Origin of the sequence: Pseudomonas brassicacearum (assembly GCF_003732265.1) — a bacterium.
Taxonomy (GTDB): Bacteria; Pseudomonadota; Gammaproteobacteria; order Pseudomonadales; family Pseudomonadaceae; genus Aquipseudomonas; species Aquipseudomonas brassicacearum_D.
In genome coordinates this window covers 393,044-418,496 of sequence record NZ_MOBK01000002.1, presented here as the reverse complement: position 1 = coordinate 418,496, position 25,453 = coordinate 393,044, and the positions used below count along the sequence as shown (strand labels likewise).

The following is a 25,453-nucleotide window of genomic DNA, read 5'->3' as shown; positions in this document are numbered from 1 at the left end:
TGAATTACTTATCCGCCAGCCCTGGTGCTTCCCGAACAATGAAGTGATCCAGGTTCTCAATATTCGCACTGAACACCCCGAACGTCTGCTCGGGGTTTTTCTTGCTAGGCACCTGCTTCAACTCCGGCGTCACACCATAAAAGAAGCAATACAAGTTCTTGCCGCTCTCGATGGCGTGCTTGATCTCTTCCAGAAACGCTTTGCGCTTGCGGTAGTTGTCGATCAGCTTCTTGCTCAAGTAAACGTTGACCGAATAAGGCTTCTTCTTCGCCTCATCCGCTTGCTTGAACCAGACCTTCTGTTCGAAATCGATGCGAAAGCTCTGGGTGTAATCCTTGATCTCCTTGATCTTGCCCCAGTAAATCAGCCCCTTGTTGTCCTGCAGATACTCGATTTTCTTGAAGAACGACCCGTACGGCGCCGTGTGCTCGCCAATCTTCAGCGGCATGCGCTTGAGCAGGTCTTTGTCGTCGAAGTTCGAGACAAAACACTCCACCGGGTGGGCGAAGACACTGGTCTTGTCTGGCGCCGATTCGCGGGTCGGGTGCTCTGAGTGAGTGTCTGCCGAAACGGTTTTCGGGATGTCTCGAACCTCATCCGCCGCGCCCGCTGGGTTCGACGGCTGACGAATATACTGACGCTGAGTCAGTAACAACTCCGACGGGAAATGCTCCTCACGACTGTCATCCGTTTCCGCACCGTCCGCGTCTACACCAGACACCGACGCCTTGAGACTGACATAAGGACAATCCGCCACGTGCCGGGTGCTGGGGGTGTTTTTGAAGTGCGGGGTGCGGATGTAATTCACGTTTTTGGCGTTGAAGGTTGTCAGCACGTTGGCCGGATCGAACGCCAAACGACAGGCATCGTTGGGGCACTGGAAGTGCTCTTTGGCGGAGTCAAACTCCATGGTTTCGTCGAAATTCAGATCGCGCACGTCATAGATCGACAGCTTGTCGTCGAGGCTTAGGCAGTAGGCGAGGTCGAATTTCATGGTGGGTTCGGGTCCGAGGGAGGGGAGAGAGTATTAATAGCGGGTAGAAACTTATGGCGCACGCGCTATTGAGCAATAGCGCTTAGAAATAGTGGCTTTCCGCCCTGTTACGTATTGAAACCCTTTGGTACTTTGGCGGCGGTAGGAATTTTCCTACGGCAATTGTCGATAAAGGGCAGCGCTCGTGGCGATCAAAGCGGTTTCGAAGGAACGAATAGAGAAAGCGATGCTTGAGTTTGATCGTAAGTATCGGAGTAGGCGCGAGTGGCTGGGCTGGGAAAATAACCAAGCTCACCGTTACGCCGTCCATGAGGGCGGTGAACTGTATCCAGCGAAGAAAATTATCTCTTTGGCCACTGGCATTGCAGTAGGAAAATTCTCCGGCGGGCACCCTACTAACAGTTATCTAGAAAAGCGTGGCTTCACTGTTGTGGAGTTACCGCGTGGGGCGAACGAACCTGTATTGCAGTTCACTCCGGAGGCTGTATACGACCGAAAAACTGAGATCAATGGACCGTTCGGTGGAAGCCTGCAAAGCGGTATCGCAGCGTCCGCTACCTACCCTGTGATTTTTTTGTTCACGGGGGATAGTGGTGAGCAATTTGGGTATGCAGACCGTTGGGAAGACGGCGCCTACTTTTATACCGGTGAAGGGCAGCGCGGGCCGATGACTTTGACCCGAGGCAACCGAGCCATTGCTGAGCATGCCGAGGATGGCCGAGCGCTGCATTTATTTAAGTCTCTCGGTAAAGGAAAAGGCAACGCTTATGTGGGCGAGTTTTCTTGCGCCGACATGTTTGAGCGGACCCAGCCGGATGTGAGCGGCCAGGACCGGACGGCGATTGTTTTTCGGTTAGTCCCTGTGGGTATTCCTGGAGAAATAATTGAAGCTGAAGTACAGGATGAAGATGAGGCTGAGCTTCCCGGCTCTCTAGCAGCTGCGCGGGTGGCTGCACTGGCCGCATGTAAACCTGGCAGTGATGAGTTAGGTCAATCCGCTCCGCGTAAGATCTATCAACGCAGTCGTAAGGTTGCGCACTATGTGCTGATGCGCGCCGAGGGTTCATGTGAGAGCTGTGAGAAACCTGCTCCTTTTATGAAAAAAGATGGCACTCCTTACCTAGAGCCACATCATGTAAACCGGCTCTCCGATGGTGGGTTAGATCACCCTCGCTATGTAGGGGCTGTATGCCCAAGTTGCCATCGGGAAATTCATTCCGGCGTGCATGGGGTGCTGGTAAATGAGAGGCTGAAGCAGCGGTTGGAAGCAATTGAAAGCTGATTGAGAGAACAGTCGGTCTGATACTCAATGTTCCAAAGTCAAATGGGTGCAGGGAGCCGCACCCATGTTTTAGCGGTTTTCTAAAGTTGAAATAGCCGCGAAGCCTTCCTCCACCAAGATGTCTGCTGTTGGGGTAGCAGGATGCAAGGCATGTCTCGTAGCCGAATCCAGGGTTCATTCTGCCAGTGCAGCAAACTCAGTTGCATTTGTGGCCAATTCAGAACGCTCAAGGTAGGACGCTCCACTGCCCGAACTGTTCTGGCGTCACGTAGTGCTGGTACAACCTGATGCGTGAGCCATTCGCGCAGTGAGCGATACTCAGGGCAATAGTGATAGACCAACAATGCATACACCCCTGATTCGCTGAGCATCAATCGTTCCTCTGCTGCTCCGTGGGCATGTACCAGTAACATCCGTCGCTGATCCGCATCGAGTTTCCGAGACATGCGTTCATCCAAATACTTGCCCATCAATCGCCCTATATCTCGTGCGTAAAACCAGACTTGGTTTTCGAACAGTAGGGCGTGGAGATGAATGTCGTGACGGGTGAATAGCGTGGAGGTGAGTGGCTCCCGCTCACTGTTCGTTGGTGTAGGAAAAACTCTGGAGATGCATTGAGTAGACATAATCCGTGACCTCTACGTTTAAGGGGTAGGGCTAGGCCCAACGTAGAGTGGATTTAAGAAACCCCAACGAACAAAGCCATCACATTCGAGCAACACATCATCCAAAGGTGGATTGCGCGTCTGTGTGATTGGCAATGCTTTCTACGTTGGGCGTTTCTTAGGCACCTGCAATGGAGCTTAGAGGTGCTTTGAGCGGGCATCAATGCGGATACGGCTGTAAGTGCTGTAGGAGATTTAGCGCTGTGACGTAGGGGCGTAAAAGGACTACCCATCGCCCATAAAAAAGCCCCGATCAGATCGGGGCTTTTGCTTTTCGATTTGTCGATTCAGACTGCAATCGTCAAATCGTGGTGAACTCGGAAATCAATCCCAGCTAAGCGCACCACCAGTTTGGTATTCGATTACCCGAGTCTCAAAGAAATTCTTCTCTTTCTTCAAGTCCATAATCTCGCTCATCCAAGGGAACGGGTTAGTCGTCCCTGGATACTCTTCCTTCAACCCAATCTGCGACAGACGACGGTTAGCGATGAACTTCAGGTAGTCCTCCATCATCGCCGCGTTCATGCCCAACACGCCGCGAGGCATGGTGTCACGTGCGTATTCGATCTCCAGCTGAGTGCCCTGCAGAATCATCTGCGAAGCTTCTTCCTTCATCTCGGCATCCCACAAGTGCGGGTTTTCGATTTTGATCTGGTTGATCACGTCGATGCCGAAGTTCAGGTGCATGGATTCGTCGCGCAGGATGTACTGGAACTGCTCGGCGACGCCGGTCATTTTGTTGCGGCGGCCCATGGAGAGGATCTGGGTGAAGCCGCAGTAGAAGAAGATGCCTTCCAGAACGCAGTAGTAGGCGATCAGGTTGCGCAGCAGCTCTTTGTCGGTTTCGACGGTGCCGGTTTCGAACTTCGGATCGGAGATCGAACGGGTGTATTTGAGGCCCCAGGTGGCTTTTTTCGCGACCGATGGGATCTCGTGGTACATGTTGAAGATCTCGCCTTCATCCATGGCCAACGATTCGATGCAGTACTGGTAGGCGTGGGTGTGGATCGCTTCCTCGAAAGCCTGGCGCAGGATGTACTGGCGGCATTCCGGGTTGGTGATCAGGCGGTACACGGCCAGGACCAGGTTGTTGGCAACCAGGGAGTCGGCGGTGGAGAAGAAGCCGAGGTTGCGCATGACGATGCGGCGCTCGTCGTCGGTCAGGCCTTCCGGGTCTTTCCAGAGGGCGATGTCGGCGGTCATGTTGACTTCTTGCGGCATCCAGTGGTTTGCGCAACCGTCCAGATACTTCTGCCAGGCCCAGTCGTACTTGAACGGTACGAGTTGGTTGAGGTCGGCGCGGCAGTTGATCATGCGCTTTTCGTCGACAGCGACGCGGGCGGAGGCGCCTTCGAGTTCGGCGAGGCCTTCGGCGACGTCGAGGGTGTCCAGGGCAGCTTTGGCACGGGCGATTGCGGCAGAGTCGTTCGCGGTAACGGCGCGAGCTTCTTGAGCGGCGACACCACCAGCGGTGTCGAGTCGGTCCATGTTGGCTTCGGTCGCGTGGCCGGCGTTAGCGCCCTTTACCACGGCTTCGCCGCTGTCTTCTTTGTCGAATTCGTCCCAGCTCAGCATGACGTGTCGTCTCCTGCGTGAGGGCCAGATGCCCGTGTGATGGTTTTTCACACGGTCGGTCTGACCGCGTTGGATCTTAAGGAATCGTTTTTTGCAGCCAAGGCAGGCAATAAAACAGAATTTTGTACGGGGTTCCGAGAGCCACTGATGGGCGCAACCGGCGTCAGACGCGAGTGCGGGGCTTCAGATTGGCTTTTCATCCCTGTAAGGGAATATTGCAGACCCGTTTAAGGCGGCATTATAGGGAAATTTTTGCCGGCGTGGTGCGGCGAATCGGCTCATGGAACGGCCGGAAGGGATGGTTTTTCGGGCAAACCGAGGTAATACAGGGCTTTGGCCGGTGTAGATTTTTTTTAGTTAATTTTGACGCTGTTTTGTTTTCGCTCAAAAAACAACCAAAAAGCCGCTTTTTCACTACATCTAGTGTTTCTCAGCGGTTTTCGTCGCTTGCAAACACAACTGAGCCCGACCGAAGTCGGGCTGGAATCGACCCTCAGCGATCAGCTGAAATGACCCGATTCGGTGCAGTCTTGATCAGCCATTGGAGCAGCCGTTGCCCATCATGGTGTAGCTCAGAATATGCCGTTGACCCTTGGAGTCTTCGTATTCCATTTTCATCGGGACAACTTCACACACATTCGGTACTTCGCTCATGGAAACAACTTTGGCGATGTCCAGGTGGGTGGAGTAAGTGTATTCCTCAACTACCGGTTGTTGCTGTGCGACATCAGTCGGGACCTCGTCTGCCATGGCGGTTGCGCACAGGCTGCTGAGGGCCAGAACTAATAAAGCTTTCATTTCGGATTTACCTTTTAGAGGTCGAATGGGGTCACGCAACCTTTGTGGGGTTGCGTGTGGAGCTTGGGTACCGGAGTGTTTGATTAACTGCCTTCGTGGGGGCTGCAACTCGGTTAATCAGATTGCCTTGTTGGCGTGGCAGATTTTAGGCGTGGGGTTTTCAATCATATAGCCGTGGAATTGATAAACACCTTTGACAGATTCCGTAACAATCCACGGAAACAGCCTCGTCTATCCAGGACGACGCACGACGTGTAGCAGCTGGCGAAGCCTGCGTCCGGCTGCGCAGCAGTCGTAAAATCAGCAATTGCGGTGTATCAGGCAGACCGCGTTTAGCCGGATTTACGACTGCTGCGCAGCCGGACGCAGGCTTCGCCAGCTGCTACAGACCGCATTGTGGCTGGGGTTGCGGCTTTTCAGGACATTTTGTAGGGGCTTGTTACTACCATCGTCGAATGGTTCTATAGGCCCGGCCCGGCTACAACTGGGGCCATACAAAAACAACTATTCCACCGAGGTAAGAAAGATGAGTGCGGCTTCCCTGTATCCCGTTCGTCCCGAGGTCCTGGCTAACACGCTGACTGACGAGGCGACCTACAAGGCCATGTACCAGCAGTCGGTCGTCAACCCGGACGGCTTCTGGCGCGAGCAAGCCAAGCGCCTCGACTGGATCAAGCCTTTCACCACGGTGAAGCAGACGTCTTTCGACGATCACCATGTCGACATCAAATGGTTCGCCGATGGCACCCTGAACGTTTCCTACAACTGCCTCGACCGTCATCTGGCCGAGCGCGGCGATCAAATCGCGATCATCTGGGAAGGGGATGACCCTTCCGAAAGCCGCAACATCACTTACCGCGAGCTGCACGAACAAGTCTGCAAGTTCGCCAACGCCTTGCGCGGCCAGGATGTACACCGCGGCGACGTGGTGACTATCTATATGCCGATGATCCCCGAAGCCGTGGTCGCCATGCTGGCCTGCACCCGGATCGGCGCGATTCACTCGGTGGTGTTCGGTGGTTTCTCGCCGGAAGCCCTGGCCGGTCGCATCATCGACTGCAAATCCAAAGTGGTGATCACCGCTGACGAAGGTATTCGTGCCGGCAAGAAAATCCCGCTAAAGACCAACGTCGACGACGCGCTGACCAACCCGGAAACCAGCAGCATCCAGAAAGTCATCGTGTGCAAGCGCACCGGCGGCGACATCAAGTGGAACCAGCATCGTGACATCTGGTTTGAAGACTTGATGAAAGTGGCGGGCAGTGTCTGCGCGCCGAAAGAGATGGGCGCCGAAGAAGCGCTGTTCATCCTTTACACCTCCGGTTCGACCGGCAAGCCGAAGGGCGTGCAGCACACCACCGGTGGTTACTTGCTGTATGCGGCAATGACCCACGAGCGCGTGTTTGACTACCGTCCGGGCGAAATCTATTGGTGCACCGCTGACGTCGGCTGGGTCACCGGTCACAGTTACATCGTCTACGGCCCGCTGGCCAATGGCGCGACCACGTTGCTGTTCGAAGGCGTGCCGAACTACCCGGACATCACTCGGGTGGCGAAGATCGTCGACAAGCACAAGGTCAACATCCTCTACACCGCACCGACGGCGATCCGCGCGATGATGGCGTCGGGCACGGCGGCGGTTGAAGGTGCTGACGGCAGCAGCCTGCGTCTGTTGGGTTCGGTCGGCGAGCCGATCAACCCGGAAGCCTGGGATTGGTACTACAAGAACGTCGGCAAATCCCGTTGCCCGATCGTTGATACCTGGTGGCAGACCGAAACCGGCGGCAACATGATGAGCCCGTTGCCGGGCGCTCACGCGCTGAAGCCGGGTTCGGCGGCACGTCCGTTCTTCGGTGTGGTGCCAGCGCTGGTGGACAATCTCGGTAACATCATCGAGGGCGTTGCCGAGGGTAACCTGGTGATTCTCGATTCGTGGCCGGGTCAGGCTCGTACGCTGTACGGCGACCATGACCGTTTCGTCGATACCTACTTCAAGACCTTCCGCGGCATGTATTTCACCGGTGACGGTGCGCGTCGTGATGCGGATGGTTACTACTGGATCACGGGTCGCGTGGATGACGTGCTCAACGTGTCTGGCCACCGCATGGGCACCGCCGAGATCGAAAGCGCGATGGTCGCCCACCCGAAAGTCGCCGAAGCGGCGGTGGTCGGTGTGCCGCATGACATCAAGGGGCAGGGCATCTATGTCTACGTCACCCTGAAAAATGGCGAAGAGCCGAGTGAGCAACTGCGCTTGGAACTGAAAAACTGGGTGCGCAAGGAGATTGGTCCGATTGCCTCGCCGGATGTGATCCAGTGGGCACCGGGCCTGCCGAAAACGCGTTCGGGCAAGATCATGCGCCGGATTCTGCGCAAGATTGCCACGGCTGAGTACGACGGGTTGGGGGATATTTCGACTCTGGCGGATCCGGGTGTGGTGCAGCATTTGATTGATACGCACAAGACCATGAACGTTGCTTAAGTAGCGGGTCTTGAGACCTGAAACCCTGCCGGGTGGTGAGCCTGGTGGGGTTTTTTATTGCCTGGGGTTTTGTGGTGGCAGGTCTGGCCCCTTCGCGAGCAAGCCCGCTCCCACAGGGGATTTGCGGTGCGTGCAGGATCTGCGTGGTAACCCAATCAAATGTGGGAGCGGGCCTGCTCGCGAAGGCGGCCTGTCAGACACCCCATAAACAACAGCCAATAATTATCGGCTTCAGTTGTAGGCCCTTTCCCACTGTTACCCATCCCCCTTCAAGTAACTGAATGTGTAACCGCCCGCGCCCATCCGGGGCATTGGGAAACGCAAAACCCCATTCCCACGCCTTCTAATTCCCCCAGAAAAATAAGACATAACGCCAAGCTTGCCGGATTAGAAGGGTTTGCCAATAATAGGCCCGCAATTTGCAATGTAGATCGGTTCACTGTCTTTTGCTCCTGCATGATTTTGCAGGGCTGTCAACGCGCTCAAGCGGCTTTCTCGGTGCATCTGTAATTAGTTGTCGCATTGAAGAAATATCGGCTTCGGGCCTGTCGTTAGAATGCCGATCACTCGCTCGTCGGTGGCCGTGTTGAAAACAACACGCGATTCCCAGGACGCAGCAATCGCTTTTGTGGATCTACTCACTCGCATATTGGGCTGTCGCTCACTCTGCCGTTTTTGCCCTTTACCGATGGAGTCCCAAGATGAAGAAACTCGTGCTGCTTGGCGCCCTGGCACTGTCCGTGCTGTCGCTGCCAACCTTCGCCGATGAAAAGCCTCTGAAAATCGGCATCGAAGCGGCTTACCCTCCGTTCGCTTCCAAAGCGCCGGACGGCAGCATCGTTGGTTTCGACTACGACATCGGCAACGCCCTGTGCGAAGAAATGAAGGTCAAGTGCGTGTGGGTCGAGCAAGAGTTCGACGGTCTGATCCCGGCACTGAAAGTGCGCAAGATCGACGCGATCCTGTCGTCCATGTCGATCACGGAAGACCGCAAGAAGTCCGTGGACTTCACCAACAAGTACTACAACACCCCGGCTCGCCTGGTCATGAAGGCTGGCACTCAAGTCAGCGAAGGCCTGACTGAGCTCAAGGGCAAGAACATCGGTGTGCAACGTGGTTCGATCCACGAGCGTTTCGCCCGCGAAGTCCTGGCCCCACTGGGCGCCGAGATCAAGCCTTACGGTTCGCAGAACGAAATTTACCTCGACGTGGCCGCCGGCCGCCTCGACGGCACCGTGGCAGACGCTACGCTGCTGGATGACGGTTTCCTGAAAACCGACGCTGGCAAAGGCTTTGCCTTCGTTGGCCCGGCATTCACCGACGTCAAATACTTCGGCGACGGCGTGGGTATCGCTGTTCGCAAAGGTGACACGGCTGATCTGGAGAAGCTCAACGCCGCCATCGCTGCCATTCGTGAGAACGGCAAGTACAAGCAAATCCAGGACAAGTACTTCGCCTTCGATATCTACGGCAAGTAATACGCTACGGCGACAAGTCCGAAATGGCGCAAGCAACAGGATCTCTGAGGTTTGCGCCATTTTTTCATCCCAACTTTCGAGGACCTGAATCATGTTGAAAGGCTACGGGGCTGTCATCCTCGATGGCGCATGGCTGACGCTTCAGCTCGCCTTGTCGTCCATGGTCCTGGCCATCGTTCTGGGGCTGATCGGCGTTGCGCTGCGTCTGTCGCCGATTCGCTGGCTGGCTTGGCTGGGCGATCTGTATTCCACGGTGATCCGCGGTATTCCCGATCTGGTGCTGATCCTGCTGATTTTCTACGGCGGCCAGGACCTGCTCAACCGTGTCGCACCGCTGCTGGGCTTTAACGACTACATCGACCTGAACCCGTTGGCCGCCGGTATCGGCACCCTCGGTTTCATCTTCGGTGCGTACCTGTCGGAAACCTTCCGCGGCGCCTTCATGGCGATCCCGAAGGGGCAGGCAGAAGCCGGCATGGCGTACGGTATGAGCAGTTTTCAGGTGTTTTTCCGGGTATTGGTGCCGCAGATGATTCGCCTGGCGATTCCGGGTTTCACCAACAACTGGCTGGTCTTGACCAAGGCTACCGCGCTGATTTCGGTGGTGGGTCTGCAAGACATGATGTTCAAGGCCAAGCAGGCGGCAGACGCCACCCGCGAGCCTTTCACCTTCTTCCTCGCAGTGGCGGCGATGTACCTGGTGATCACCAGTGTCTCGTTGCTGGCATTGCGTCACCTTGAGAAGCGCTACTCGGTAGGCGTAAGGGCGGCTGATCTATGATCTTCGACTACAACGTCATTTGGGAGGCCTTGCCGCTGTACCTCGGCGGCTTGGTGACTACCCTCAAATTGCTCGCGCTGTCGCTGTTTTTCGGCCTGTTGTGCGCCTTGCCGCTGGGCTTGATGCGCGTCTCGAAGAACACCGCCGTCAACATGAGCGCGTGGCTCTACACCTACGTGATTCGCGGCACGCCGATGCTGGTGCAGCTGTTCTTGATCTACTACGGGTTGGCGCAATTCGAAGCGGTGCGTGAAAGCTTCCTGTGGCCGTGGCTGTCCAGCGCAACGTTCTGTGCGTGCCTGGCCTTCGCCATCAACACCAGCGCCTACACCGCTGAAATCATCGCCGGCAGCCTGCGAGCCACGCCGAACGGCGAGATCGAAGCCGCCAAGGCAATGGGCATGTCGCGCTACAAGATGTACAAGCGCATCCTGTTGCCATCGGCCCTGCGCCGGGCGCTGCCGCAGTACAGCAACGAAGTGATCATGATGCTGCAGACCACCAGTCTGGCGTCCATCGTGACCCTGATCGACATCACCGGTGCCGCGCGCACGGTCAACGCCCAGTTCTACCTGCCGTTCGAAGCCTACATCACCGCCGGCGTGTTCTACCTGTGCCTGACCTTCATCCTGGTGAAGCTGTTCAAACTGGCCGAGCGCCGCTGGCTGGGCTACCTGGCCCCGCGGAAGCACTGATATGGAACGCATCGATCACGTATTGCCGTGGAGCCACTTGGGCAGCGAACGCCAGATTTCGGTGTTCCGCTTTGGGCATGGCGAGCGCAAGGCCTACATCCAGGCCAGCCTGCACGCCGACGAACTGCCGGGGATGCGCACGGCCTGGGAGCTGAAAAAGCGCCTGGCCGAGCTCGAAGCCCAAGGCTTGCTCAACGGTGTGATCGAATTGGTGCCAGTGGCCAACCCACTGGGCCTCGGTCAACTGTTGCAAGGTAATCATCAGGGGCGTTTCGAGGCGGGCAGCGGCAAAAATTTCAACCGTGATTTCGTCGAGCTGAGCGCGCCGGTTGCCGCCGAGCTGGCAGGGCGCCTCGGTGATGATCCGCACGCCAATATTCAGATGATCCGCCAGGCCATGAGCGATGCGCTTGCTGCATTGCCGCCGGCTGCGAGCCAGTTGCAAGGCATGCAGCGCGTCTTGCTCAGCCACGCCTGCACCGCTGACGTGGTGCTGGACTTGCACTGCGACGCCGAAGCGGCGCTGCACATGTACGCCTTGCCGCAACACTGGCCGCAGTGGCGTTCGTTGGCCGCGCACCTGAATGTGCGGGTCGGTCTGCTGGCGGAAGATTCCGGCGGCAGCTCCTTCGACGAGGCCTGCTCGCTGCCGTGGTTGAGACTGTCGCGTCTGTTCCCGGATGCACAGATTCCGTTGGCGTGCCTGGCGACTACCATTGAATTGGGTGGTCAGGCGGATACCGGTCGTCTCGAGTCCGTGGCGCACGCCGAAGGCATTCTGGCGTTCCTCGCCGGGCAAGGCCTGATCAGCGGCGAATGGCCGAAACCTGCTCAAGAAGCGTGCGAAGGCCTGCCGTTCGAAGGCACTGAATTGCTGTTTGCACCGCACCCCGGTGTGGTGAGTTTCCTGCGTAAACCCGGTGAGTGGATCGAAGCCGGTGACGAGATTTTTGAAGTGATCGATCCGTTGTCGGATCGGGTCAGCACGGTGTGTGCTGGTACGTCCGGGGTGCTGTTTGCCATTGAACGGCTGCGTTATGCCCAACCCGGTTTCTGGCTGGCCAAGGTGGCGGGGCGCGAAGCGCTGCGTCACGGGCGCTTGCTCAACGACTGACTGACTGTTTTTGTGAGAACCGACCGCATGTACAAACTTGAAGTCCAAGACCTGCATAAACGCTATGGCAGTCACGAAGTGCTCAAGGGCGTGTCCCTGAAAGCGGCGGCTGGCGATGTGATCAGCATCATCGGCTCCAGTGGCTCCGGCAAAAGTACCTTCCTGCGCTGCATCAACCTGCTGGAGCAGCCGCACGCTGGCAAGATTCTGCTCAACAACGAAGAGCTGAAACTGGTGGCCAACAAGGACGGCGCGCTGAAGGCGGCCGACCCGAAGCAGCTGCAACGCATGCGTTCGCGCCTGTCGATGGTGTTCCAGCATTTCAACCTGTGGTCGCACATGACCGCGCTGGAAAACATCATGGAAGCGCCGGTTCACGTGCTGGGCATGTCCAAGGCCGAAGCCCGCGAAAAGGCCGAGCACTACCTGAACAAGGTCGGCGTCGGTCATCGCAAGGACGCTTACCCGGGCCACATGTCCGGCGGCGAACAACAGCGTGTGGCGATTGCCCGTGCGCTGGCGATGGAGCCTGAGGTGATGCTGTTCGACGAACCGACCTCGGCACTCGACCCGGAACTGGTCGGTGACGTGCTGAAAGTCATGCAGGCCCTGGCCCAGGAAGGCCGGACCATGGTGGTGGTCACGCACGAAATGGGCTTTGCCCGTGAAGTGTCGAACCAGTTGGTGTTCCTGCACAAAGGTGTCGTTGAAGAAAGTGGCAACCCGCGTGAGGTACTGGTCAATCCCCAGTCCGAGCGTCTGCAACAATTCCTCTCGGGCAGCCTGAAGTAATCGCTCCCGTTACGCACCAAATTAGGTCATGCTGCGCACCGCGCGCCAGATGGTCTAATTTGGTTGCAGCCGCTTTCGGCTTCTAACACTGTTCTCGTTTCGGATTGCCCGCCATGACTGCCCATCGAATTGGTTTCCTGATTTGGCCCAGCACTAAAGCACTGACGCTTGCGCTGGCTGAGGAGGCCTTGCGTGTTGCCCAGCGTGTGCACCCGGACGTGGTTTACGAACTGTCTTTTTTGCAGGCCGAACCGCCGACCGAAGGCGCCTGGCAATTGCCGGGTGAGCCGTGGGCCGGCAAGCTCGAAAATTTCCAGAAGCTGTTTCTGCTCTCCGATGAGCCGCCGACCACGCTTGCGCCGGCGCTCAGCAGTGCGTTGAAACAACTGGTGCGGTCTGGTTGCGTGATTGGTGGTTTGTCGGCGGGTGTGTACCCGCTGGCGCAGTTGGGTTTGCTTGATGGCTATCGCGCTGCTGTGCATTGGCGCTGGCAGGACGATTTCACCGAGCGTTTCCCTAAAGTCATCGCCACCAGCCACCTGTTCGATTGGGATCGCGATCGACTGACCGCGTGCGGCGGCCTGTCGGTACTCGATCTGTTGTTGGCGGTGCTGGCCCGTGATCACGGCGCCGAACTCGCTGGTGCAGTGTCCGAAGAACTGGTGGTCGAGCGCATCCGCGAAGGCGGGGAGCGCCAACGTATCCCGCTGCAAAACCGCCTCGGCTCCAGCCATCCGAAGCTCACCCAAGCGGTGTTGCTGATGGAAGCCAACATCGAAGAGCCGCTGACCACCGACGAAATCGCCCAGCACGTGTGCGTGTCCCGACGACAGTTGGAGCGGATCTTCAAGCAGTACCTCAACCGTGTGCCGAGCCAGTACTACCTGGAACTGCGCCTGAACAAGGCCCGGCAGATGTTGATGCAAACCAGCAAGTCGATCATCCAGATCGGCCTGTCCTGTGGCTTCTCCTCGGGGCCGCATTTCTCCAGCGCCTACCGCAACTTCTTTGGTGCCACGCCGCGGGAAGATCGCAACCAGCGGCGTAGCAGCAGTCCATTCGAGTTATCGTCGGTACCGTCCGAGCGCGGCTGATTTACTCGTCGATCTCGGAACCCTCTGAGGTGGAAACCTGCATTTCACCTCGGTTGATGACCTCCTCCACACCAAAATCCGCACGGGTCAGTTCGAAGTAACGGGTCAGTCGCACCAGGCTTTCCTCCGAAAACGGATTGCCTCTCAAGGTGATGTTTTCAGCCACCTCTACCGGTAATTCCAGCAAGTCGCTGGGCACCTCGGTAATCTCATTCATGCTCAGGTCGACCCAGTCCAGCTCCGTCAGCTGAAGCAGGCCATCGGGGATGTCAGTGATGCCGGTGTCATTGAGCAACACGGTCGACAGGTCGGGCATCTGGCTTAGATCCGGCGTGCGCCCCAACGGGTTTGAGCTCAGGTCGATGTAATCAAGCTGCTCCATTCCCGCCAATGCATTTGCCGTCTCCGAGGACAGGCTGACCCGGCAATCGGGAAGCGACAGTGAGTGCAGCCGCCCCATCTTGAACACCGCGTCGGGAATGTTTCCAAGGTTGCACTCGCGCAGTCGAAGGCTTTTGAGGTTGGGAAAGGACTTGAGGAAACGCCCGAGTCGCGTTGCGCCCTCGGCACTGTGGACCTCAAGCGCGGAAACATGGCTGAAGTCTGCACTCAAGGTCGGCAGGTCTCCATTGATGACCGTGCGGACCGTGAGTTCGAACGTCGGCTCAAGTGCGTCGTTGAAATCATCCAGTTCAGATTCACGCTGCCAGCACTGCTCAAGCGCCTGCTTGAGTTCGTCACGGTTGGCTTGCTCGGCAGTGAGCTGGTCGGCGCTGAACGGTTCGCCCGTCACGGGGTGCCGGTCCGGAACATCGGCCGTCCACGCGGACAAATCATTTTTCAGTTGGGTGAGCTCTTCTTCAAGGCGCGTCAGATACGTGCGGCCATCCTCCAGGGTCCCCGGCAATTCGTAGACGAACTCGCTGGCCTGTTCGACTTCCATACTGGGGTACATGGCCTTGACGCGATCAACATCAGCCTCGGGGGCATAAACACCCATGTCGTAGGCGTTCTCGAAATGGTGTTGCTTGATCAGTTCTCGTGCCTTGTTCGACAGCGGGTTGTGGGTGAGGTGCAGGCCGCGCTTGTCGTACAGCGAACTCTCGAATAACCCGGCAGGCAACTCGCTGATGCGGTTGTTCATCAGCAGGAGGGTTTCGAGCTTCAGGTGTTGCAGAACGCTGGCTGGAATTTCTGTCAGGTGGGTGTCGCTCAGGTCCAGGTGCGCCAGCTCGCTCATCGTGTCGATGCGCGGCAGGGTTTCAAACGGATTTTTGTACAGGTCCAGCATGGCCAGTTTGTTCAGTGACGCCAGCTTCGACCAGGTGGCGGCGTCGACCCGGATGCCGCAATCGCTCAAGACCAAGGCGTGAAGGTCGGGCATTCGGCTGATGGCGTCGGGGAGGGTGGTCAGGGAAAATCGGCGCAACTCCAGGCGGCGCAGTCCGCTGAAGCCCTGTAGAAACGCGGGAATGCCCTGCACACTGCGGGTCCCTTCCAGGGACAGCAGCGACACATGGCTGAAGTCGGCATTTAGTGACGGCAAGTCGCCGAGAATCGGCTCTTCGAACCTGAGCACATATTGGGTCACCCCCTCCGGTGTGTCGAAGTCCCGGTCGGACTGTCGCCGCCAGCTGCGCTGGATTTCCTGGGCCAGCAAGCGTCGATTGTTTCGCTCGGCATGTTGCTCCAGCTCACTGAGCGTGCGCCCGGTGTCAGGATGAGCTGTGGGGGAGTCACTGACCCAGGCGCGCAGGTCCTGATGCAGTCGGGCCAACTCCCTCTTCAAGCGCGAAAGTTCTACGCGAGCGCCATCGGGATGAAGTTGCAATGCCTGGACAATGGACTGCAATTCTTCCTGAGGAAGGCTGGGGTAAACCTCGCGCACCCGGTCGTTGAGCGTCGGCGTCTCGCGGTCGATTCGACTGTAGCCCTCGGCGCCACCGGGCAGGCGCATGGTGGTTGGGTCATAAAACGGTTTTCGATGGGGATTTTTTGCGAACAGCCTGCGTAAGGCTGATTGGTCCAGTGCGTGTTCGGCGATGCGTTGTTTAAGTGCCCGGGCGTCTGCGATCAAAGGGTTCAGCTTGTTGCGCTGCGCCTCCGGCAGCGCCCGGAACAGGGCCTGATAAAAATCCCCCGGCGTCGAGCCAGTGTCCTGGTGAACCTGGTAAGTCCCGTCTTCAGCGCGAATCAGTATTTTTTGAATGGGCGCATCGGGCTGGCCAATGCTGTCGCGCAAGGTCCCCTCGGCCGAGTAGTCCCTCACTTCGATGCGTAATTCGGCTGGTAAATCGGGCAGTGAATTCAGACTGTGCAAGGCCAGTCGATGGGTGTCGGTGGTGTCCAGCGCTTCGGAATAAAAGCCTTCGCAGGCTCGGGTCGCGCGCACGGCTTCCATGGCTTTGAGCGCTGCATCCTTGAGTCGCTGGGGCGTGCGGCCGTTGTGCAGTTGTTTCAGCTCGGTGCCGGATGCATTGCTCACCAATTCCTCGGCGATATCGGTGGGTAGCCCCTGCACATCATCGAGCAGTCGCTGGACTCGCAGGTCATCGGTTTTTTCCAGGGCTCGATAGCGCAGATCGAACAGCGATTTGCGGTAGCTCCGGGCAAGTTCGGCGGTCCGTTGTCTGAAGGTTGACGTTTGGTCTTGCGCTGCCGGCATCGGCGTGTCGACAGGCCAGCCGTCGTAGCTGCTCAGCAGTTGATGCTGCAGGGCCACATCGGCCTTTCGGTAGTGCCCGGATTGATCACTGCCGATCTGCTCGATAAAGGTGTCGATGTCCCGGTTGATCCTGAAGCGCTTGATCGTGTCGGTCAGCAGCGAAGGCGGGCGGTAGTGTTCGGTATGCATCTCGCGCACGGCGTTGTCGTGAAAGCCGCTGACCTGCAGGATCTGCTCGCGCTCAGCGTTGCTGAACGACTCGACCTCGTGGCCGATGCGACGCATCACCGTTTCCCGATCCCAATGCAGCGGCTGCTCCAGCTCGGTGTGCCAGGCGCCGTGGTGGTTGTGCAGTAAAGAAGGCTGATAAGCATCGTTGCGGGTCGGATGCTCAATCTGATACGCGCCGCGGGTGCCTTCGGGTTTCACGGCGTACAGCTTTCCTTCCAGGGGCAGCAGCGTCTTGCCCCCGTGGCGATAGAGGCCCAGTTGATCGGGTTTTGCGCCGTCGGGCAGGCTCTGGGCGTGTTCGTAAGGGATCAGATCCTGCTTCCAGTAGCGGATTTTTCCTTTTGGCGTTGCGACGGGTTTGAGCGGGTCGACCAGCGCGACCGCTTCGCGCGAAAGCAAACGGCTGAAGGCGCCGGCAGCGATCGCGCCACCCACTGCGAATGTGCCCACCTCAACCACTGTTTCAGCGAGCGTTATCAGATGCCCGAGCGCCTCCGTTTGCAGTCCTTCGGCCAGGTCCACAATGCCTTCGAAGGTTTCGTCGAGTAACTGGTAGGCCATGTAACCCAGCATTACTTCGCCGAGAAACGGGACGAACGGCAAGGCCACGAACGCCGCGATTTCAAGCAGCTTCAACGCTACTTTTCTGAAGGCATCCCACAATGCCCAGCGCGCGTTCCGGTCGGCAGTGGCGGTGGAGACGGCCAGCGTGCTGGCGTCGTTGAGGATCTTGTTCAGTTGTCGCTGATAGAGATGATTCCACAGGTCTGCGCTGAACGGCGTCATTGAAAACCGCAGGTTGGGCCTGTCGATGGGCGTTTCTCGCCAGCTCGGCAGCGGGTCGCCACGCGTGTGCTGATGCCAGGTCACGCGCTGGAGGCGGTGGTGGAGATCAGCGAAAAAGTGCCCCCTTTCCTTGTGCTCGACGAAACGGCTGAAGAACGTCTGGTAAGTCGGGGCACGCAGCTTGCGGGTCAGCTCGTTCATGAACGCCAGAGTGTTCGGGTATTCCTTGAGTGGATGTTCGGGATCGTCGGGAATGTAGGCGATGATCCGCGTTCCCTTGCGTGCGCGCTCCAGGCTCGCTGCGAAAATGACAATGCCGGTCAGGGAGGAGGACATGATGCTCAGGTCATGACCGTACAGCGGTTGGCCATTCAGACGCGCCCCCGAACGTCCTTCTGCAAGACGCAGGATCGAGTGATAGGCGTCCTCTGGAATGTCCTTGCGGATATGAGCCATTTGCAGCGCGGCTTTGAGTGCCGTTTTGTGCGAGCCGATCACCTTCGCTTTCAACACCGCGCCGGCCACCGGGTTGCTCAGCCCCAGATTGTCTTTGAGGTAAGTGTTGTACCGGGCGCCGATGTCCAGTTCCCGACACAACCGCGCGAAGGCGGCGACGGTCATTTTCTGTTTGACCGCTGGCAACGTATCGAACTGCCCTGCGGGTGACGGTGCGGTAATGAACGTCGAGGCCGATTCGTAAGCGTCAGCCGCCATCTCCGATTCCTGGAAGTTATGCAGGGCGGCGTCGAGTAGCGAAACCGTCCAGGTGCGTGCGGCGCCCGTCCTGACGCCGAACCAGGGCACGGTTTGCGGGATGTACAGGCGCAGGAACGTGGTGTTGACGTCCAGTTCCAGATCAAACCGGGTTTTCAGCGCCGCGGACAGAAGAGGTTCGGCGAAGGCACGTGCGCTTTGCAGCGTGGACAGGGTTGAGTCCAGGCGATTTCGCTGGGTCCAGTGGTCCTGGCCGAGCTTTTTCAGCGACTGGTGTTGCAGGGATGTCGCGGTGCCGTGCCAGCGCGGCGTGGCAGGCGAGGCGTTTTTGAGGGCGTCGCGTGTGGCGGGCGAGGCTTCCAGTACCCAGGTCGGCAGATTGTTGAACAGGTGATGGTAGTGATCGTCCGGCTGCGTGGCGGATTGATTGCCGGCAGCGTTGGACGGGCGATCATTTTCGTGTCGACTCATGCGCTATTCCCTTAGCGTTTGGATGAGTCGCCAGCAAAACAGACCATGACGGGTCTGGTGCGGTACATATTTACCGCACCGCTCGACAAGCCTGCCTATAACCTATGTCGGCGGTTTAAACTGCGCCTTTGCGACCCTATATGTCGCATTGCCGTAAACCCGGCTGAAACCGGGGTTTGCGCTATAAGAAGTTGTCGCTTGGCGGCAAGGCCGGGCTGAAAACTGTCCTTACAATCCCCTCATCGCTCGCCAGTTTCAGGCGAGTGTTCCTCTTCAGGAGACTCCGATGTCCGTTGAGCACGCTGCGGTACAACGCGCCGATTTCGACCAGGTAATGGTTCCCAACTACGCGCCTGCCGCTTTCATCCCTGTGCGTGGTGCCGGTTCCCGCGTCTGGGACCAGTCTGGCCGCGAGCTGATCGACTTCGCCGGCGGGATTGCCGTTAACGTATTGGGCCACGCACACCCTGCGCTGGTCGGTGCCTTGACCGAGCAGGCGAACAAGCTGTGGCACGTGTCCAACGTGTTCACCAATGAGCCGGCCCTGCGCCTGGCGCATAAGCTGATCGACGCTACCTTTGCCGAGCGCGTGTTCTTCTGTAACTCCGGCGCCGAAGCCAACGAGGCCGCTTTCAAGCTGGCCCGTCGCGTCGCCTTCGATCGTTTCGGTACTGAGAAGTACGAAATCATCGCCGCGCTGAACAGCTTCCACGGCCGTACCCTGTTCACCGTGAACGTCGGTGGCCAGTCGAAGTACTCCGACGGTTTCGGTCCGAAAATCACCGGCATCACCCACGTGCCGTACAACGATCTGGCGGCTTTGAAAGCGGCCATTTCCGACAAGACCTGCGCCGTGGTGCTGGAACCGATCCAGGGCGAGGGCGGTGTATTGCCGGCCGAACTGGCCTACCTGCAAGGCGCTCGCGACCTGTGCACCGAGCACAACGCGCTGTTGGTGTTCGACGAAGTACAAACCGGTATGGGCCGCAGCGGCAAGCTGTTCGCCTACCAGCATTACGGCGTGACCCCGGACATCCTGACCAGTGCCAAGAGCCTGGGCGGTGGTTTCCCGATCGCAGCCATGCTGACCACCGAAGACCTGGCCAAGCACTTGGTCGTCGGCACTCACGGCACCACTTACGGCGGCAACCCGCTGGCGTGCGCTGTCGCTGAAGCCGTGATCGACGTAATCAACACCCCTGAAGTGTTGGCCGGCGTCAATGCCAAGCACGACAAGTTCAAGGCGCGCCTTGAGCAGATCGGCGAGAAGTACGGCCTGTTCACTCAGGTGCGTGGCTTGGGTCTGCTGATCGGTTGCGTGCTGAGCGATGCCTGGAAAGGCAAGGCCAAAGACATCTTCAACGCCGCCGAACGTGAAGGCCTTATGATTCTGCAAGCCGGCCCGGACGTGATTCGTTTCGCGCCGAGCCTGGTGGTTGAAGACGCTGATATCGATGCCGGTCTGGACCGCTTCGAACGCGCTGCCGCCAAACTGACACAAGCCTGATAGGCCCTTCGACGCCTGATCAGTCAGGCGTCGAACCAAATTTTATGTGCCGGACCGGATCAAATGTGGGAGCGGGCTTGCTCGCGAAAGCGGTGGGTCAGACAGCGGTAATGTCGACTGATACACCGCTTTCGCGAGCAAGCCCGCTCCTACATTGGTCCGAGTGTTAGTAATGACTGCCCGGTTATTTTCCTCAAAGAGTTTAGAGAAAGGAGTGACACCATGCTGGTGATGCGCCCCGCGCAAATGGCTGATCTGGGCGAGGTACAGCGTCTGGCTGCGGACAGCCCGATTGGTGTCACTTCCTTGCCGGATGACGTTGAACGCCTGAGCGACAAGATCGCTGCAAGCGAAGCCTCGTTTGCTGCCGAAGTCAGCTTCAACGGTGAAGAGAGCTATTTCTTCGTCCTCGAAGACACGACTACCGGCAAGCTCGCCGGTTGCTCGGCGATCGTGGCCTCGGCCGGTTATTCCGAGCCGTTCTACAGCTTCCGTAATGAAACCTTCGTGCACGCTTCCCGCGAGCTGAAGATTCATAACAAGATCCACGTGCTCTCCCAGTGCCACGACCTGACCGGCAACAGCTTGCTGACCAGTTTCTACGTGCAGCGCGAGCTGGTGGGGTCGCCGTGGGCCGAGCTCAATTCCCGTGGTCGCCTGCTGTTCGTCGCCAGCCACCCGGAGCGCTTTGCCGATTCCGTGGTGACCGAGATCGTCGGCTACAGCGATGAAAATGGCGACTCGCCATTCTGGGACGCCATCGGCCGCAACTTCTTCGACCTCAACTACGCTGAAGCCGAGCGTCTGTGCGGTCTGAAGAGCCGCACGTTCCTGGCCGAGCTGATGCCGCATTACCCGATCTATGTGCCGCTGCTGCCGGACTCCGCTCAAGAGGCGATGGGCCAGGTGCATCCACGGGCGCAGATCACCTTTGACATCCTGATGCGCGAAGGCTTCGAGACCGATCACTACATCGACATTTTCGACGGCGGCCCGACCTTGCACGCCCGTGTGACGGGGATTCGCTCGATCGCCCAGAGCCGCGTCGTTCCGGTGAAAATCGGTGAGCCGGTCAAAGGTGTCGGACGTCAGTACCTGGTGGCCAATGCCCAATTGCAGGATTACCGCGCCGTGTTGCTTGAGCTCGATTACGCGCCAGGCAAACCCGTAACCCTGGATCTGGAAGCGGCCGAAGCCCTGGGCGTCGGTGAAGGTGCCAGCGTGCGCCTGGTGGCGGTTTAACGCCGGCATTGATTTCCAGCGAGTAATACCTGGAAAGCAGCGAAATTTCACGGGTGGCGCAAGCGGCCCGTTTGAGGAGATAGCATGATCGTTCGTCCCGTACGCAGCAGCGATTTACCCGCTCTGATCGACCTGGCCCGCAGCACCGGCACCGGCCTGACTACCTTGCCGGCCAACGAAGAACGCCTGGCCCATCGGGTCGGCTGGGCCGAGAAGACCTTTCGCGGCGAAGCCGGGCGCGCTGATGCGGACTACCTGTTCGTACTCGAAGACGACACCGGTCGCGTGGTGGGCATTTCCGCCATCGCCGGCGCGGTCGGCCTGCGTGAGCCCTGGTACAACTTCCGGGTCGGCCTGACGGTCAGCGCTTCGCAAGAGCTGAACATCTACCGCGAGATCCCGACGCTGTTCCTGGCCAATGACCTGACCGGCAACTCCGAGCTGTGCTCGTTGTTCCTGCACGCCGATTACCGCACCGGCCTCAATGGCCGCATGCTGGCGAAGGCGCGGATGCTGTTCATTGCCGAGTTCCCGCAATTGTTCGGCAACAAGATCATCGCCGAGATGCGTGGTGTCTCCGATGAAGCCGGGCACTCGCCGTTCTGGGAAAGCCTGGGCCGTCACTTCTTCAAGATGGAATTTAGCCAGGCTGATTACCTGACCGGCGTGGGCAACAAGGCGTTCATCGCCGAACTGATGCCGAAGTTTCCGCTGTACACCTGCTTCCTGTCGCCCGACGCGCGCAACGTTATCGGCAAGGTCCATCCGGACACCGAACCGGCGTTGGCCATGCTCAAGAGCGAAGGTTTCAGCTACCAGGGCTACGTCGACATCTTCGACGCCGGCCCGGCCGTCGAGTGCGAAACCGGCAAGATCCGCGCGGTGCGTGACAGCGAGGCGCTGGTGCTGGCCATCGGCACACCGGGCGACGACGCTACGCCGTTCCTGATTCACAACCGCAAGCGCGAAGACTGCCGGATCACTGCCGCGCCAGCACGCTTCGCCGCCGGCACGCTGGTGGTTGATCCGCTGACCGCCAAACGCCTTCAACTCAACGCCGGCGATCAAGTGCGCGCCGTTCCGTTGTCTGCTGCTCGGGAGTCGAAATAATGAATTCGCTATACATCGCAGGTGAATGGCTGGCCGGCCAGGGTGAAGCCTTCCAGTCGCTGAACCCGGTGACCCAGCAAGTGCTGTGGTCCGGCGAAGGCGCCACGGCGGCTCAGGTTGAATCCGCCGTGCAAGCCGCACGTCAGGCATTCCCGGGCTGGGCCCGTCGTACCCTGGACGAGCGCATTGCCGTGCTTGAGGCGTTTGCCGCTGCACTGAAAAACAAGGCTGACGAACTGGCGCGCTGCATCGGTGAAGAAACCGGCAAACCGCTCTGGGAATCGGCAACTGAAGTGACCAGCATGGTCAACAAGATTGCAATTTCGGTGCAGAGCTACCGCGAACGTACCGGCGAGAAGAGCGGCCCGCTGGGCGACGCCACCGCTGTATTGCGTCACAAGCCGCACGGCGTGGTGGCGGTGTTCGGTCCTTACAATTTCCCTGGGCACTTGCCGAACGGTCACATCGTGCCGGCGCTGCTGGCCGGTAACAGCGTGTTGTTCAAACCAAGCGAGCTGACCCCGAAAGTCGCCGAGCTGACGGTTAAATGCTGGATCGAAGCCGGTCTGCCGGCGGGCGTATTGAACCTGCTGCAAGGCGCTCGCGAAACCGGTATTGCCCTGGCGGCGAACCCGGGGATCGACGGTCTGTTCTTCACCGGTTCCAGCCGCACCGGCAATCACCTGCATCAGCAGTTCGCCGGTCGTCCAGACAAGATCCTGGCGCTGGAAATGGGCGGTAACAACCCGTTGGTGGTCGACGAAGTGGCCGACCTCGATGCCGCCGTTTACACCATCATCCAGTCGGCCTTCATTTCTGCCGGTCAGCGTTGCACCTGTGCACGCCGCTTGCTGGTGCCGCAGGGCGCCTGGGGCGACACACTGCTTGCGCGTCTGGTAGCGGTCAGCGCGACGATTGAAGTTGGCGCGTTCGACCAACAACCGGCACCGTTCATGGGTTCGGTCATCTCACTTAGCGCTGCGAAAGCGTTGATGGATGCGCAAGAACATTTGCTGGCCAATGGCGCCGTGGCTTTGCTGGAGATGACTCAGCCGCAGGCACAAGCCGCGTTGCTGACCCCGGGCATTCTGGACGTGACGGCTGTGGCTGATCGTCCTGACGAAGAGCTGTTCGGCCCGTTGCTGCAAGTGATCCGCTACGCTGATTTTGAAGCGGCGATCACCGAAGCCAACGACACCGACTATGGCCTGGCGGCCGGTTTGCTGTCGGATTCCGAAGCGCGTTACCAGCAGTTCTGGCTGGAAAGCCGCGCCGGTATCGTCAACTGGAACAAGCAGCTGACCGGCGCCGCGAGCAGCGCGCCATTCGGCGGTGTTGGCGCCTCGGGTAACCATCGCGCCAGCGCCTACTACGCCGCCGATTACTGCGCGTACCCGGTGGCCTCGCTGGAAACCCCGAGCCTGGTGTTGCCTGCCGCTCTGACCCCAGGCGTGAAAATGGCGTAACGCCCATCGCCAGCAGGCTGGCTCCCACAGGTTCGGTGGTGTTCACACATATTGTGTACGACGCAATCACTGTGGGAGCCAGCCTGCTGGCGAAGGCCGCGCCTCGGTCTCAAATCTAGTTACTGAAGCCTATAACAACAGATTCTCGTGGAGCCTCGCTGATGAAATCCTATGAAGTCAATTTTGACGGTCTAGTGGGGCCGACCCATAACTATGGCGGCCTGTCCTACGGCAACGTCGCGTCCCAGAGCAACAGCCAGCAGTCTTCGAACCCGAAGGAAGCTGCGCTGCAAGGCCTGGCGAAAATGAAAGCACTGATGGAAATGGGCTTTCAGCAAGGTGTGCTGGCGCCGCAAGAACGCCCGGACGTGGCCGCACTGCGCCGTTTGGGTTTCAGCGGCACCGATGCCCAAGTGATCGAGCAAGCCGCTAAAGACGCCATGCCGTTGCTGGTTGCCAGTTGCTCGGCATCGAGCATGTGGGTGGCCAACGCGGCCACGGTCAGCCCGAGTGCCGACACCGCGGATGGCCGAGTGCATTTCACCGCCGCCAACCTTAACTGCAAATACCACCGCAGCATCGAACACCCGACCACCAGCCGCGTGCTGGGCGCGATGTTCGCTGACCAGAAGCACTTTGCTCACCATGCCGCGTTGCCGGCCGTGGCGCAGTTCGGTGACGAAGGCGCGGCCAACCACACCCGTTTCTGCCGTGAATACGGTGAAGCGGGCGTCGAGTTCTTCGTGTTCGGTCGCAGCGCTTTCGATACCCGCTACCCGGCACCGCAGAAATACCCGGCACGCCAGACGCTGGAAGCGTCCCAGGCCGTTGCCCGCTTGCACGGCCTGAGCGAAGACGGCGTGGTCTACGCGCAGCAGAACCCGTCGGTGATCGATCAGGGCGTGTTCCACAACGACGTGATCGCGGTGGGTAACGGTGAGGTGTTGTTCTATCACGAGGACGCGTTCCTCGACACCGAGCAGATGCTGGCCGAACTGCAAAGCAAACTGGCTAAAGTCGGCGGCAAATTCCAGTCGGTCTGCGTGCCGCGTTCCGCAGTCACCGTGGAAGACGCCGTTCGTTCCTACCTGTTCAACAGCCAACTGCTGTCGCGTCCTGACGGTTCGATGCTGTTGATCGTGCCGGAAGAATGCCGTGGCAACGAGCGTGTCTGGCAATACCTGCAAGGTCTGACCAGCTCCGGCGGCCTGATCCGCGAAGTCAAAGTCTTCGATCTGAAGCAAAGCATGCAGAACGGTGGTGGCCCGGCTTGCCTGCGGCTGCGCGTCGCACTGAATGAAACCGAACTGGCGGCCGTCAACCCAGGGGTTATCATGACGGCACCGTTGTACGGCACGTTGACCGAATGGGTCGACAAGCACTACCGCGACCGCATGACCGAAAACGATCTCGCGGACCCGCAATTGCTGCTTGAATGCCGGACGGCACTGGATGAACTGACGCAAATCCTTAAACTGGGCGCGGTTTATCCATTCCAGATCAATTGAAAG

General features: G+C 58.7%; 18 protein-coding genes. 13 read left to right on the top strand and 5 right to left on the bottom strand.

The genetic code is table 11. The features are described 5' to 3' along the window. Positions 1–4: 4 nt before the first annotated feature. A complete protein-coding gene (locus tag BK660_RS08095; protein WP_123432866.1) occupies positions 5–994 on the bottom strand; it encodes a hypothetical protein in 990 nt (329 codons plus the stop codon). Between the two features lie 184 nt (positions 995–1,178). Here BK660_RS08095 and BK660_RS08090 point away from each other — a divergent pair, with 184 nt between their 5' ends. Beyond that, entirely contained in the window at positions 1,179–2,276 is a 1,098-nt protein-coding gene (locus tag BK660_RS08090; RefSeq protein ID WP_123432865.1) for an HNH endonuclease, read from the top strand. An 80-nt stretch (positions 2,277–2,356) separates the two neighbouring features. Here the strand turns inward: BK660_RS08090 and BK660_RS08085 are convergent, their stop codons facing one another. The 3 genes from BK660_RS08085 to BK660_RS08075 form a co-directional block, all read right to left on the bottom strand. Then, positions 2,357–2,902: a BRO-N domain-containing protein gene (locus BK660_RS08085; RefSeq protein WP_123432864.1), complete on the bottom strand. Its 546-nt coding sequence runs from the start codon at positions 2,900–2,902 to the stop codon at positions 2,357–2,359. Positions 2,903–3,265: 363 nt separating this feature from the next. Continuing rightward, positions 3,266–4,516: a ribonucleotide-diphosphate reductase subunit beta gene (locus BK660_RS08080; protein ID WP_007943877.1), complete on the bottom strand. Its 1,251-nt coding sequence runs from the start codon at positions 4,514–4,516 to the stop codon at positions 3,266–3,268. 534 nt (positions 4,517–5,050) lie between these two features. Then, positions 5,051–5,314, bottom strand: a complete 264-nt coding sequence (locus BK660_RS08075) for a DUF2790 domain-containing protein (RefSeq protein ID WP_123432863.1) — start codon at positions 5,312–5,314, stop codon at positions 5,051–5,053. A 526-nt stretch (positions 5,315–5,840) separates the two neighbouring features. Between BK660_RS08075 and acs the strand changes: the two genes are divergently transcribed. From acs to argR, 7 genes are all read left to right on the top strand, one after another. Next, entirely contained in the window at positions 5,841–7,796 is a 1,956-nt protein-coding gene (gene acs, locus BK660_RS08070) for an acetate--CoA ligase (RefSeq protein ID WP_027923920.1), read from the top strand. 701 nt (positions 7,797–8,497) lie between these two features. Continuing rightward, complete coding sequence (locus BK660_RS08065; RefSeq protein WP_123432862.1) at positions 8,498–9,274, top strand: ABC transporter substrate-binding protein; 777 nt, start codon at positions 8,498–8,500, stop codon at positions 9,272–9,274. 91 nt (positions 9,275–9,365) lie between these two features. Then, a complete protein-coding gene (locus BK660_RS08060) occupies positions 9,366–10,055 on the top strand; it encodes an ABC transporter permease (RefSeq protein ID WP_027923922.1) in 690 nt (229 codons plus the stop codon). Further along, complete coding sequence (locus BK660_RS08055; RefSeq protein ID WP_046031524.1) at positions 10,052–10,750, top strand: ABC transporter permease; 699 nt, start codon at positions 10,052–10,054, stop codon at positions 10,748–10,750. Before BK660_RS08060 ends, BK660_RS08055 begins: the two co-directional genes overlap by 4 nt. Before the next feature lies 1 nt (position 10,751). Then, the gene (locus tag BK660_RS08050; RefSeq protein WP_123432861.1) at positions 10,752–11,864 is read left to right on the top strand and encodes a M14 family metallopeptidase; all 1,113 of its coding nucleotides are present in this window, start codon (positions 10,752–10,754) and stop codon (positions 11,862–11,864) included. A 27-nt stretch (positions 11,865–11,891) separates the two neighbouring features. Beyond that, entirely contained in the window at positions 11,892–12,656 is a 765-nt protein-coding gene (locus tag BK660_RS08045; RefSeq protein ID WP_007943885.1) for an ABC transporter ATP-binding protein, read from the top strand. 113 nt (positions 12,657–12,769) lie between these two features. Then, the gene (gene argR, locus BK660_RS08040; protein WP_123432860.1) at positions 12,770–13,750 is read left to right on the top strand and encodes a transcriptional regulator ArgR; all 981 of its coding nucleotides are present in this window, start codon (positions 12,770–12,772) and stop codon (positions 13,748–13,750) included. Position 13,751: 1 nt separating this feature from the next. Here argR and BK660_RS08035 read toward each other — a convergent pair whose 3' ends face one another. Further along, a complete protein-coding gene (locus tag BK660_RS08035; RefSeq protein ID WP_123432859.1) occupies positions 13,752–18,617 on the bottom strand; it encodes a dermonecrotic toxin domain-containing protein in 4,866 nt (1,621 codons plus the stop codon). 286 nt (positions 18,618–18,903) lie between these two features. Here BK660_RS08035 and BK660_RS08030 point away from each other — a divergent pair, with 286 nt between their 5' ends. The 5 genes from BK660_RS08030 to astB all read left to right on the top strand — a co-directional run bounded on the left by BK660_RS08030 (position 18,904) and on the right by astB (position 25,450). Beyond that, positions 18,904–20,124 (top strand): aspartate aminotransferase family protein, encoded by a 1,221-nt coding sequence (locus BK660_RS08030; protein WP_059182301.1) that lies wholly within the window; start codon positions 18,904–18,906, stop codon positions 20,122–20,124. A gap of 222 nt (positions 20,125–20,346) precedes the next feature. Beyond that, positions 20,347–21,366: an arginine/ornithine succinyltransferase subunit alpha gene (aruF, locus tag BK660_RS08025; RefSeq protein ID WP_027923928.1), complete on the top strand. Its 1,020-nt coding sequence runs from the start codon at positions 20,347–20,349 to the stop codon at positions 21,364–21,366. Positions 21,367–21,450: 84 nt separating this feature from the next. Further along, entirely contained in the window at positions 21,451–22,476 is a 1,026-nt protein-coding gene (gene astA / locus BK660_RS08020; RefSeq protein WP_123432858.1) for an arginine N-succinyltransferase, read from the top strand. Next, positions 22,473–23,942, top strand: a complete 1,470-nt coding sequence (gene astD, locus BK660_RS08015; RefSeq protein ID WP_185045037.1) for a succinylglutamate-semialdehyde dehydrogenase — start codon at positions 22,473–22,475, stop codon at positions 23,940–23,942. Before astA ends, astD begins: the two co-directional genes overlap by 4 nt. Before the next feature lie 161 nt (positions 23,943–24,103). Continuing rightward, positions 24,104–25,450 (top strand): N-succinylarginine dihydrolase, encoded by a 1,347-nt coding sequence (gene astB, locus BK660_RS08010; RefSeq protein ID WP_123432856.1) that lies wholly within the window; start codon positions 24,104–24,106, stop codon positions 25,448–25,450. Positions 25,451–25,453 lie beyond the last annotated feature (3 nt).